Source organism: Marinobacterium sp. xm-g-59, assembly GCF_013283315.1.
Taxonomy (GTDB): domain Bacteria; phylum Pseudomonadota; class Gammaproteobacteria; order Pseudomonadales; family Balneatricaceae; genus Marinobacterium_E.
Genome location: NZ_WBYR01000003.1, coordinates 277,223 through 289,220, shown reverse-complemented (window position 1 = coordinate 289,220; position 11,998 = coordinate 277,223). Strand labels below are relative to the sequence as shown.

The window sequence follows — 11,998 nt, the reverse complement described above, 5'->3', positions numbered from 1 at the left end:
GGCGAGATCATTACAATAAAGTAAGACCACATAGTGCACTTGGCTATGTGCCACCAGAGGAATTCGCTAAGCGTGCTGCTTAGCAAAATCTCATCGAAGAAGTGGTACTAACTAAGGGGAAAGGTCAGCAGCTTTGGGTCGTGTTTGACCGCTAAGCGGGGCTACGTCTAACGGCACAAAGCTGCCGTCTCTGCTAATACCTCGAAGGGGCTCGCTTCAAGCCAAAACCTATAAATATTTCACCTGCCAGACGCTCAAGGCGGGATATTATCCTCGGACTGTTCATCCATTTGCTTAGTCTGCCAGGTGCCAAAAGAGGACATAAATAATCATATGCTTTATAGGTATATAGTAAACGGCAAATCAAACCGTCTTAGAATTGAAATGTTAGATGTACATGTGCTCACAGTCTCTCCAAAAGAACAAGAGTGCACATTATTAAAGGGTTAGTTTACTCTATCGCAATATATATACATTGGAGCAAACCTTGAAAAACTGGTTGTTTTTATCCGCTGCAATTATTTGTGAAGTAATTGCAACATCTAGTCTGAAGTCGAGTGAAGGTTTTACTAAAATCGCCCCATCTATGCTTGTTATTATTGGTTATGGCGCAGCTTTCTATTTACTTTCACTTACTCTGAAATCAATCCCTGTTGGTATTGCATATGCAATTTGGTCAGGGCTTGGCATAGTTTTAGTTACTCTAGTCGCATGGTTTATGCACGGTCAAAAACTTGACCTTTGGGGATATGTTGGGATGGGGTTAATCGTTAGTGGCGTTGTTGTTCTCAACTTGCTTTCAAAAACTAGCGCACATTAATCCAGTGCATCTAATAAGTTACTCAAGTGTACTGCGTCTGCTATACCTGGCTAAGAGGGGCAGTTATAGCTACTTTTCAGGCCACCTAGCAAGGCGTTAATGTCAGCTTTGGGTCGTGAGCCGCCTCCCAACAGTCAGCTGGATACTACAATCTCTTGGCTGCCGTTAAGGTACCTAGGAGCCTCTTTAAGCCGACTATTATTGATTGATGGATCTATCGCTCTAACAAGCATATTTTGCGGTAGAGGAGCTTTCAGGAGCTCTCGTAGATCCTTTAAATCAGCTCTCTCTTCTAGCCAAGTATTTGCCTGATCCGAATCCAGCAACAAGGGCTGGCGAGAATGTAATGCCCTAAAGTCCTTACTCGCGTTTGTCGTTACCATTGCGCAGGTATCTAGAACAATCTCGCCATCCGTCCACTGAGACCAAACACCTGCTGCTGCCATACAATCGTGTTCATACCTAACTAAGTAAGGCTGTCTGATAGCTCCCTCTTTACGCCATTCAATAAAGGATGCCATAGGGATGATGATGCGGTGATGTCTAAAGCTACCCTGGAATGCTTTGCTCTTATCTAGCGTCTCTGCACGAGCATTAAACATAGAGTACTGGGTAGTTATCTCCTTAGCCCAAACAGGTGTTAACCACCATCTCATAGGTCTTAAGGCCCTGATACCTTCCTCCTCAGATACGACAGGTATTTGCTCAGTAGGCGCTAGGTTAAAGAAGCTGGGGATATTAGTACGGCCAAACGATACACCTAAGCCATCCATCAGAGCCTGGGTATCGTCATTGTCTTCTAGGTTGTATCTACCGCACATCTAAACTCTCCTTCTAGTAATTTGAATATACCGGATAGGAGGCGTTGAGCAATTGATTAGATACTTATTAGAGATTTAGGGTGCGCAAAGAGTATGCAGGATGTGTGCAATAAGTGCGCAGCAACTATGCAAGGAGTGTGCAGTTTAGGGGTGCACAACTGCGCACTTCGCATCTAAAAAATTTTAGTGCTGTCTATGTTTTGCGCACCTAGTTTTGTATGAGTGCAGAGGAGTAGGGCGGGATAAAGTCCTCAGAAGTCCAGTTAAGCCCTCTAAAAACCAATCGTAAAAACGGTATTATTTACGGTATCAGAAACAAAAAAGCCACGTAATCAATTGATTTACATGGCTTATTTGAAATGAGATGGTGCCTCGAGGCGGAATCGAACCACCGACACGAGGATTTTCAATAATCACATGGAAGTATAAATTCCAATAAATTCAATATGTTACTGGGACGTCCGTTGCGTGACTTTCATAACAGTGCATAACGAATCATTACTTATTCACGCAAAACTCCGCAATGGGGTGATACAGGTTTGAACGTCTCATAACGACCCAAACCGGACCTAAGTACTCTCTCGAGATTGAGTTGCAGCTCAGTAAAAACGCATTGTTTCACTGATTCAAATCACCCAAAAGCAGACCTTTGATCTCATTCGCCAGCAAGGGGTGAAATGCTCATCAATACTTCTTCGTGATACTTACGAGGATAAAATAATGAGTGAAGAAAATCAGAATGTACCCTGGAATAAAGGCAAACTACTCGGACAGAAACGCCCACTGAAGCTTAAAGAGATATGGGGAATCCGTATCCGTCTTGAGCTCGCAGGACAGACCCGCGATTTGGCGATGTTCAACTTGGCGATAGACAGTAAGCTCAGAGGCTGTGATTTGGTCGGGCTGAGGGTGAAGGATATTAGCCACGGAAACACCATCCAGCGCAGAGCCATTGTCGTTCAAAAGAAAACGGGGCGGCCGGTGCAATTCGAGATCACTGAGGAGACGCGTAAATCTCTTCGTGTATGGATCGATGAGAAAGGGTTAGGCAGTAATGACTTTCTATTTCCGAGTAGGATTAGCCGCGGTCGGCCCATCTCTACGCGCCAATACGCACGAATCGTCGATAAGTGGGTCACGAGTGTCGGACTCGATCCCTGCGATTATGGGACGCATACAATGCGAAGAACAAAGCCCACGCTGATTTACCGCCGGACTCATGATCTGCGTGCTGTGCAGCTTCTTTTGGGACACTCCAAGTTGGATAGTACTGTGCGGTACCTGGGCGTAGAGCTGGACGATGCGTTAGTTTTAGCTGAGCAGACTGACGTGTAAAAAGATCCGTCTTCAATAAAGTGGCCTTTTAGCTGCAGTGGGTTACCGTTGGTCAGCTACAAATTACTCGGTAGAAGGTGGCCATTGCTGTGCGGTGTGCAATACCCGCAGAATCCGTACAGAGATCGCGTTTTCGTCGTAGACGACTACATGATTTGTCCAGATGACTAACTCTCGGGTGCCTTCTACCCGCCCAGGCCGCCCCATTCTGGGGAAGTCTTGTAATCTTGTTACTTTGTATTCAATGTCATCCTTTACACGTTGGGCCGCATCAGGATTATCATCTGCAATGTATTCGATTATCGACAGTAGATCGGCACGGGCAGGCTCTAGCCATTCAAGTTCAGGCACCGCGACGTTTCCTGTCGATCATTGCTTGAACCTCATCCATTACGTCCTTATGGGCAACGGTAGGACGATTATCTTGCAGAGCTTCATTCACTTTTTCTCGAAACCAGGCATCGTGAGCTTCAGGATCTGAGGTGAGCCCAGCTGGCAAGCCGCCTTCTTTAGTAATTCTGGTGAGCAAAATCCTTACCGCGTCGGAAACGGTCAATCCGAAGTTAGCTAGAGTTTCAGTTGCTTCGGTTTTCAGCTGGTCGTCGACGCGAACGTGTAACATTGATGAGTGAGCCATAACTGATCCTCCAAGTAGTAACAGTATTATGTATCTCAATTGAGATACTCGCAACCTCGCGGAGGTCTATCAGTTAGATTTCGATTTGGACGTGAAGATAGTCCGGCGAAGTTCTTGCTCAAGTAGTGCAGTTAGAATCCACGGCGCCACCTCTTCAGCAGACGATAAAAGCCAGCCCTTTAGCGACGAGTGCTGGCCCATAGCGGTCCTTAAGAAATATCTAATATTCCTAGAAGCAGACGTTTAAATCCAGAAAAATATTGAATTTTCTGAGGATTATTCTTTAACCAATCCAACAGAGAGATCTAATTTCAGTCCAGTTAAGTATATAATTAAACCTTAGCTGGAGAAAGTAAATGACCGGAAGAAAGCGGTATACGAAAGAATTTAAATTGGATGCTGTGAGCTTGGTGCTAGAACAAGGTCACACACGAACAGAAGTGGCCAGAATGTTGGATGTGAGTCAGCAAATCATTGGTCGCTGGGTCAAAGAGTTTCAACAAGATGATGATGGTCAAGCTATAAATGTGCTTTGCGAACGATTGGTTAAATTCAGATGCCACAGAATGTTATGGGATGAAAATAAGACCCATTTACACAACTTGATATGAGACATAACGCGATACAAGCAATGGAACAAAAATGAGTTTTCAATATTTACCAAAATGCAAGGGAGTCGTTGCGTTAGCGCTTTCGGCGTCATTACTGGTGCTGTCTGCCTGCAGTGATGCACCTAAGGCAGAGGTTGAGCAAGCCCAGGTGCAAGCAGTCAAACTGGTTGAAACGATCAGTAATCCAAATCAAACCGAACGCGCCTTCCCCGCCGAAGTGTCAGCGGTTAAAACATTAGAAGTGAGCTTTGAAGTTTCGGGAAGATTAATTAAAGAGAACCTGCTGACGGGCACTATTGTCAAGCAAGGTGAAATTTTAGCTCAAATCGATCCAACGCCGTTTGAACAGCGATTACGTGAAACCACAGCGCGATTGGATCAAGCGAAAAGAGATTTAGCTCGAACTACGTCTACGTTTGAGAAAGGGTTGTCGTCTCAAGCTCAATTAGACGATGCTAAAACTGCTTGGGAGCTAGCGGTTATCGCTCGTGATAAGGCACAACAAGATCTGAGTTATACAACTTTAACGGCACCTTTTGATGCACAGGTATCTGAGCGCATTGTTGAAAATAATAGCTATGTCCGCGCGGGTGAAACCGTCGCTAAAGTACAAGATGTATCGCGCTTTTATTTCAATATTAATGTACCGGAACGTTTACTCAGCAGCTATCAAAAAGGCTCTCCCGTTGAGGCGAGTGCGAGCATTGTTTCTGCTCCGCACAAGCAATATGTGCTGCAATATGTTGAACACGCTACGCAACCTGATCCAATAACGCAAACATATAAGGTGGTGTTTGCAGCCGATGGACGCGATAGCAGCTTAACACCCGGAGCAAGAGCAGTTGTTAAAGTGACATTAGGCAATAAAACAGTTGATACCGGCGTATTAGTTCCATTTACGGCGCTTCAGGGCAACGATACCGAAGGATTTCATGTGTGGCGTTATAACGATGCAGATTCCACAGTTAACCGCGTGAACATCAATGTGCTGCAGATTGAGGGAAGTTACGCATTAGTGAATGGTGAAATAGCGCTAGGTGAGCGTGTAGTTGCTGCAGGTGGCGCCAAAATGCGCGATGGTCTGATTGTAAAACCCTACATGGCGGAGTAATCGCATGGATATCGCGCGCTACTCTATTAAAAATCCGGTTAATGTCTGGCTAATGATTTTGGTTTTGTTAGTGGGAGGGATATTTGCACTCGGCTCAATTGGGCGCTTGGAAGACCCCGCATTTACCATCAAACAAGTCCAAGTGGTAACGCAATTTCCGGGAGCCAGTGCGGAAAAGGTTGAGCATGAAATCACCGAGCCACTCGAAATCGCGATTCAGCAAATGTCGCAATTGCATCAATTGGAGGCAATTTCTAAACCAGGGGTATCGGAAATCACTGTAGAGGTGAAGTCTACTTTCGATTCGGATGTGCTTCCGCAGATCTGGGATGAATTGAGGAAACGCCTACGTGATGTCGAGAAGAACCTACCGGTCGGTGCGCAAACCCCCAATGTGTATGATGATTTTGGCGATGTTTATGGCATGTATTACGCGCTAAGTGCGCCAGAGTTCTCGCTAAATGAATTGCGTGAGTTTGCTCGCATAATCAGGCGAGAACTGTTAGTGACTGAAGGGGTTGCGAAGGTTCAGGTAAGTGGCGTGCGTCAAGAACAGCTAGTTGCCTATATTAACCCGTTTGAGTTGGCCGGTTTTGGCATTTCTTTTCCTGACTTGACCAATCTATTGGCTGACAACCTAAAACCGTTTAATGGCGGACGTATTCAGGTTGAAGGGCAAAAAGTGCGCTTGTTGGTCGAAAATCCGGTCGATCGATTAGATGAGATATATAACTTGTCTTTGGTAGTCCCTGGTACCAGCCGTTCTATTAAAATTCGAGATGTCGCTGAATTGCGTTTTGAGCCTCTCGACATTCAACCGGTGCTGATCCGATACCAAGGACATGAAGCGATTACGTTGGCCGTGTCAGCTTTGAATGATGTCAATATTGTAGAAGTTGGTGAGCGTGTAAACGCCAAAGTTGAGCAATTACTCAGTGAACTGCCGGCCGGTATCACATTGGCCCCCATATATGATCAAGCTGCACTGGTAGACGAATCGGTACAAGGTTTTATTAACAACCTCATTTTGTCAGTTACTGTGGTAACACTCACCTTAATGGCATTTATGGGTTGGCGTAGCGGCATGGTAGTGGGTTCTGTATTACTTATTACAGTTATGGGCACCGTGTTGCTGATGTGGTTAATGGGTTTGCAGCTTGAGCGGATTTCATTAGGCGCAATGGTTATCGCCATGGGCATGTTAGTCGACAATGCGATTGTAGTGGCAGAAGGTATGATGCTACGTATGCGTCAGGGTAAGTCTGCGATTGAAGCTGCTAGCTTTATCGTCAAGCGTACTCAGTGGCCATTGCTTGGCGCTACGGTTATCGGCATTGCGGCGTTCTCCGGCATCGGATTGTCAGATGATGCAACAGGTGAGTTTTTGTATTCATTGTTTGCCGTTGTTATGGTTTCTTTGCTACTAAGCTGGGTGCTTGCGGCGACCGTTGTGCCGTTATTTGGTAAGTACTTCTACAAAGTAGGCACTGAAGAAGAGTCTGATACCAGTAATGGCATCGTATATACAGGGTATTTAAAGGTGCTCACGGCAGCGCTGAAATTACGTTGGATCACCGTTGCAGTACTGCTGGCGATTACTTTGGTGGCTTATGCCGGCTTTGGTATGGTTAAGCAAGGCTTCTTCCCAGCATCCAATGCACCACTGTTTTTTGTACATTACTGGGGCCCACAATCTCAGGACATAAGACAAACTGCAGATATTGTGGCAAAAGCTGAATCTCTAATTCTTAACAGTGAACATGTTGTGTCGGTAACTAGTTTCATTGGTCGTGGTGCTGATCGTTTTACACTTACTTATGGTCCGCAGCAGCCCAATGAAAGCTACGGTTTCTTCCTCGTCAGGATGGAGTCACGTGATCAGATTGACGCTTTAATAGAGGACTTATCTGCTCGTTTGCCTAATGTTGATTTGGATGCGCATTTTTATACCGAGCGGATGCAATTTGGACCGGGTGGCGGCGCTAAGATAGCCGCTCGTTTTTCAGGCCCTAACACTGAGGTGCTAAGAGAGTTGGCTGCTAAGGCCGAAGCCGTCATGTTGCAAGATGGGCAGATCCGCGATATTCGTCATAACTGGCGAGAAAAAGGAATGGCGCTGAATGCGCATTTCGATGCGTTTAATGCTGGGATTGCAGGTGTTTCGCGCACAGATTTTACTCAAGCCATTCAATATGCATCTATTGGTGTTGAGCTGGGGCGTTTACAAGACGGTGACTACAGCTACTCTATTCGTGCAAAAATGGCAGGACTCAATGTGCCAGAGGTCGATGCAATAGAGAATAGCCAGGTATGGAGCTCAGGCCAGCGAGAATATATACCCTTCTATCAAGTGTCAGAGGGGCTAGAACTGGTTAACGAAGAAACGCAAATTCACCGTCGTAATCGATTAAGAACGATAACAGTGTTGGCAGAGCCGGGTTTTAATGAAACCGCAGGAAAGGCATTTACACGTATTCAACCGCGCATTGAGGCGATTCCATTACCAGATGGGTATTCACTGGAGTGGGGCGGCGAATACGAGTCCTCTCGAGATGCTCAACAAGCGTTGGGTACTGGTCTTCCGGTTGGCTTTTTGGTCATGCTACTGATTTCAGTGTTGTTGTTTGGTCGAGTACGACAGCCATTGATTATTTGGTTAATCGTGCCGATGGCAGCTGTTGGTGTTGTTAGCGGGCTGCTTGCTACTGATATGCCGTTTGGCTTTATGTCCTTGCTAGGTTTCTTGAGCTTATTTGGCATGTTGATCAAAAACGCCATCGTGCTGTTAGAAGAGATAGATCTGCAAATCGCTGAAGGACGCGCGCCGAATACTGCCATTCTAACGGCAAGTGCATCAAGGTTACGACCTGTAGCGTTAGCAGCAATAACCACTATTTTGGGTATGGCGCCATTGCTGTCTGATGCGTTTTTTGCGGATATGTCGGTAACGATAATGGGGGGACTAGCGTTCGCTACAGTACTGACATTGATAGCAGTACCTGTGTTTTACAGTATTTTCTATCGGGTGAGTTACCGAAAATAATGGTTGGTGTTTACGTTGGGTATACAGCTATGGATGTTGCGAATAAGTCCTACTGCCTGAGAGAATCCACGTCTTTCTCCTGATCGGATCATCCAATGGATCACCAACTCACCTTTGCTGATAGCGAGTTCAATCAAAAACGCCGCAAGACTCGGAAAGAGGTCTTTTTAGGGCGAATGGATAAGTTGATTCCATGGGCTCGTTTGGAATCGATCATAGAGCCGCACTATCCTAAAGCTGGCAATAGTCGCAGACCCTATCCGCTATCGACGATGCTGCGGATCCATTGCATGCAACATTGGTACAACCTAAGCGATCCTGCCATGGAGGATGTCCTCTATGAGATAGCCTCTATGCGCCAGTTTTCAGGACTATCGCTAGATAAGACGATTCCTGACCATACTACGATTATGAACTTTCGACATTTGCTGGAGCGCAAGGGTCTGGCACGAAAGCTATTCGCCGAAGTTAACCAGTGGTTAGTTGAAGCAGGAGTTCTCCTGAAAGAAGGCACCTTGGTTGACGCCACAATTATCGAGGCTCCAACATCAACTAAGAATAAATCAAGAGATCGTGATCCAGAGATGCACCAAACGAAGAAGGGTAATCAATGGCACTTTGGACTCAAAGCGCATATTGGAGTGGACGCTCGTACTGGATTAACTCACAGCCTCACAACAACATCGGCAAACGAGCACGATTTGAATCATGCCGATACCCTTCTTCATGGCGAGGAATCGTTTGTCTTTGCAGACTCTGGCTATCGCGGTGCTCATAAGCGCGAAAGTCTGAAATCTGGGAAGGCTGACTGGCATGTCGCTGAACAGCCTGGGAAGATCCGTGCCTGGAAAAAACACCCAAGGATAAACAAAGAAAAGATCCGCACTGAATATCTGAAAGCCAGCATACGGGCTAAAGTTGAACATCCGTTTCGGATCATCAAATGCCAGTTTGGTTTTGTAAAAGCTCGCTACCGAGGCCTACACAAGAATGATGGTAAGTTGGCGATGCTGTTTACTCTGGCGAACATTGTGCGTGTAGATCAGATGTTACGGGCTCGATAGCAGGGCAAATCCGTCTGGAATCTGCCAATCAGCTTCCAGACAGTGAAATTTAGGGGAGTTCTGGCTCAAATCCAGCGAAAATGGTGGCTAAAAGATCTGATTACCGAAAACTGGATACTTGATCGTAGGTTCCCTAGCCTCACTCAACTGAAGGGGCATTCTGTTGTGGTCTTTGCGCCGAAATGCTGAGTTGTGTTAGATAAAAAGAACTAATCAGGTTTTTATGACAGGAGACGTTGTTGGTGGCAAAAGATTCAAGGTTAGACGAACTGCTTGAACGACTTCGCAAAGCTGAAAACGATGTTTCGGAAGAGGTCGACCGGCTTCTCGAAGAGCACAAACAACGATTTCACTACACCTTTGAGCGAGGTAAGGTTAAGTTTGAAGAGGCCTTTGCAGACCTTCAGCGTCGTTACCGAGTTGGATCATGGCAATATCTTCGCGAAGCAAAATTAAGTTACATACTCTCAGCACCAATCATTTATGGCATGGTCGTCCCGATCGCATTGCTCGATCTTTCGTTAACCATCTACCAACAGATCTGCTTTCGACTATACGGAATACCACGCGTGAAGCGTGCGAAGTACTTTGTGTTCGACCGTCACCTATTGCAATACCTGAATACGATCGAGAAGTTAAACTGCGTTTATTGTGGCTACGGAAATGGGGTAATGGCTTATGGTCGCGAGATCACCGCTAGAACTGAGCAGTTTTGGTGTCCGATAAAGCACGCTAGACGTCCAAGAGGCTGGCATCAGCGTTCTGACAATTTTTTCGAGTATGGCGATGCAGATGCATGGAAGGAGAAATTGAAGCGAATTCGTCAGGAGTGGCGCGACTAGTCTTGGTTGTCCTGATGGGTTAGGAGTCATAAAAAGTACACGATTTAATGGTACGTTTGCGACTACTATGATTCTATTGCTTAACCTTGCTCGGCTTTCCGCATGACCACCGTCTTGATACTTGATAAAAACGATACGAGTTGTGCCATGATTGAGCACTTACTGAATATGTCGGGCTTTAAAGCGCATGCCTGCCTGCGAGCGAGCATCACAGGCGTTTGCTCTGTTGATGAGGTACTTAAATACCGAAGTTTTAGTAGTCGATTACTGGTTAATAGACGAAACGGCCATAGAGTTCTGTTCAAGACTCATTCGCTTTGATCTGAAAATACCGCTCGTAGTGATTTTGAGTGATGATGACAACGAAGCCATCAAACGAGAGTGCGAGAGTGTTGGTGCAGTGTTCTTGTCAAAATCTAAGCTTTACAGCCTTCCCGTAATTCTCAGTTCTAGAATACCCGCAGGTGTCGCCAAACCGTTGGGTCTGTCGTTCAATGGTTGACCGGGTTTGAGGCAGCCTCCCGTTTGAGGGCAGAATTCTTCGGGTTTTCCTGAGATGAGAGTAGGAATAGGATCTCTCTGCAAATGTCGGCTTCAGGGAAATCTATCAGATCGTGTAAGTGCTGCAATGTGCGCTTATCAGCTCTGAGAAAATTGGAAGCTAATGTCTGGTATTGCGCAGTCATTCACAGAGTTATTGGGTTCACTTGTTCACGCGGTTCCAGAGGGTAAAGCACAGCCTTCAATTCCGAGAGGCTAAATACTAATCCCGATACTTGCAGTCACTTGTCACTCTACGTTCGTTAGTTTGGCTAACGTCCGCTTCTGAGGATTCTCTTCAGTAGCCTTTGGGTCGCTGTTTACACTTTGCAACTATTCACCGTTTTGAGGCTAGGGTCCGGAGTGTGCCGACAAGAGACGTCGATGCTAATTTAGCCTGCCACCAAAAATGCTATAATTAACTGTATATTTGAACAGTTAATAGTGTGCCGCCATGGGGTCGAAAAAACCAAATCTAGAACAGTCTATAATCGCTGGTGAAGGTAGTGTGTTCGCTTCTGCAAAGCTCGCTGAAGAGCTTTTTAGTACTGAGGATAAAGCAAACCTAGAGGCTCATAAATTTGTTAATTGGACAGATGATTGTTAATTGGACAGATGATGGTTTGGGTTTTTTAATAGTGGTAGCTCAATTCCAAATGATGTTAGGACAGAATAATTATCAATGAACAAAGCCCTGCGAAAACGACTGATGTCGATTAAAGAGTTTCAGAACTGGAAAATGCGCTCCAACTCTGCTCGGCGGCAACAGTCACCGTTATACCGGCCTTGCTGGACGCTACTCCTTGAAGAGGATGAACAGATGCAGAACGTAGAAATATCAGCAGACGTTTTATCGAACGCGGCCCGCAAAGTATTCTCGCAGGAAGAGTTGCAAGCATTGACGAGGAATCAGCTGATTTCGTTCATGGGAATGACGCGACGCAGAATGGAAGAGTTGAACGCGGAAGTGCCAACACCGGAGCTGGAAGGGTTCAAGGAGATCGTAACAGTTCATCTCTTTCCTCCAGGTTTTACGAAGTAACTGACATTAACAGTCCAGTCCCTACTTGGCTGGGTAGTGGACGATAATTCCGTTTTAGGCAACCCGTTTCATGGGTTAGCAGAAAAACGTCTCAGAACGGCTCTTTGAGGCCTTGCCAAGCCTCTTGCGTAA

13 protein-coding genes are annotated in these 11,998 nt (G+C 45.9%); 10 read left to right on the top strand and 3 right to left on the bottom strand.

Annotation, left to right across the window (positions count from 1 at the left end; genetic code table 11):
• Nucleotides 1–83: integrase core domain-containing protein (locus XMG59_RS12285; protein ID WP_173489325.1), on the top strand; the 83-nt coding region annotated here is incomplete at its 5' end.
• A gap of 404 nt (nucleotides 84–487) precedes the next feature.
• Complete coding sequence (locus XMG59_RS05845; RefSeq protein WP_173482599.1) at nucleotides 488–820, top strand: Qac family quaternary ammonium compound efflux SMR transporter; 333 nt, start codon at nucleotides 488–490, stop codon at nucleotides 818–820.
• A 134-nt stretch (nucleotides 821–954) separates the two neighbouring features.
• On the opposite strand, the gene XMG59_RS05840 is transcribed toward XMG59_RS05845, so the two are convergent.
• The gene (locus tag XMG59_RS05840; RefSeq protein WP_173498371.1) at nucleotides 955–1,641 is read right to left on the bottom strand and encodes an SOS response-associated peptidase; all 687 of its coding nucleotides are present in this window, start codon (nucleotides 1,639–1,641) and stop codon (nucleotides 955–957) included.
• Between the two features lie 720 nt (nucleotides 1,642–2,361).
• Between XMG59_RS05840 and XMG59_RS05835 the strand changes: the two genes are divergently transcribed.
• Complete coding sequence (locus XMG59_RS05835; RefSeq protein WP_173482843.1) at nucleotides 2,362–2,976, top strand: tyrosine-type recombinase/integrase; 615 nt, start codon at nucleotides 2,362–2,364, stop codon at nucleotides 2,974–2,976.
• 63 nt (nucleotides 2,977–3,039) lie between these two features.
• Here XMG59_RS05835 and XMG59_RS05830 read toward each other — a convergent pair whose 3' ends face one another.
• On the bottom strand, nucleotides 3,040–3,327 hold the full coding sequence (locus XMG59_RS05830; RefSeq protein WP_173482842.1) for a type II toxin-antitoxin system RelE/ParE family toxin: 288 nt from the start codon (nucleotides 3,325–3,327) through the stop codon (nucleotides 3,040–3,042).
• Nucleotides 3,320–3,613 carry a type II toxin-antitoxin system RelB/DinJ family antitoxin gene (locus tag XMG59_RS05825; RefSeq protein ID WP_173482841.1) on the bottom strand — a complete coding sequence of 98 codons (294 nt, stop codon included), beginning with the start codon at nucleotides 3,611–3,613 and terminating at the stop codon, nucleotides 3,320–3,322. Before XMG59_RS05825 ends, XMG59_RS05830 begins: the two co-directional genes overlap by 8 nt.
• A 356-nt stretch (nucleotides 3,614–3,969) precedes the next feature.
• Here XMG59_RS05825 and XMG59_RS12175 point away from each other — a divergent pair, with 356 nt between their 5' ends.
• The 7 genes from XMG59_RS12175 to XMG59_RS05790 all read left to right on the top strand — a co-directional run bounded on the left by XMG59_RS12175 (nucleotide 3,970) and on the right by XMG59_RS05790 (nucleotide 11,866).
• Nucleotides 3,970–4,224, top strand: a complete 255-nt coding sequence (locus XMG59_RS12175; RefSeq protein WP_173482840.1) for a transposase — start codon at nucleotides 3,970–3,972, stop codon at nucleotides 4,222–4,224.
• 31 nt (nucleotides 4,225–4,255) lie between these two features.
• A complete protein-coding gene (locus XMG59_RS05815; RefSeq protein WP_173482839.1) occupies nucleotides 4,256–5,335 on the top strand; it encodes an efflux RND transporter periplasmic adaptor subunit in 1,080 nt (359 codons plus the stop codon).
• Nucleotides 5,336–5,339: 4 nt separating this feature from the next.
• Nucleotides 5,340–8,378, top strand: coding sequence for an efflux RND transporter permease subunit (locus XMG59_RS05810; RefSeq protein ID WP_173498370.1), 3,039 nt, complete (start codon nucleotides 5,340–5,342; stop codon nucleotides 8,376–8,378).
• Between the two features lie 95 nt (nucleotides 8,379–8,473).
• Nucleotides 8,474–9,442, top strand: coding sequence for an IS5 family transposase (locus XMG59_RS05805; protein WP_173494980.1), 969 nt, complete (start codon nucleotides 8,474–8,476; stop codon nucleotides 9,440–9,442).
• 242 nt (nucleotides 9,443–9,684) lie between these two features.
• Nucleotides 9,685–10,284: a hypothetical protein gene (locus XMG59_RS05800; protein ID WP_173482836.1), complete on the top strand. Its 600-nt coding sequence runs from the start codon at nucleotides 9,685–9,687 to the stop codon at nucleotides 10,282–10,284.
• Between the two features lie 226 nt (nucleotides 10,285–10,510).
• On the top strand, nucleotides 10,511–10,786 hold the full coding sequence (locus XMG59_RS05795; RefSeq protein ID WP_173498369.1) for a hypothetical protein: 276 nt from the start codon (nucleotides 10,511–10,513) through the stop codon (nucleotides 10,784–10,786).
• Nucleotides 10,787–11,506: 720 nt separating this feature from the next.
• Nucleotides 11,507–11,866 (top strand): hypothetical protein, encoded by a 360-nt coding sequence (locus XMG59_RS05790; RefSeq protein WP_173498368.1) that lies wholly within the window; start codon nucleotides 11,507–11,509, stop codon nucleotides 11,864–11,866.
• Nucleotides 11,867–11,998 lie beyond the last annotated feature (132 nt).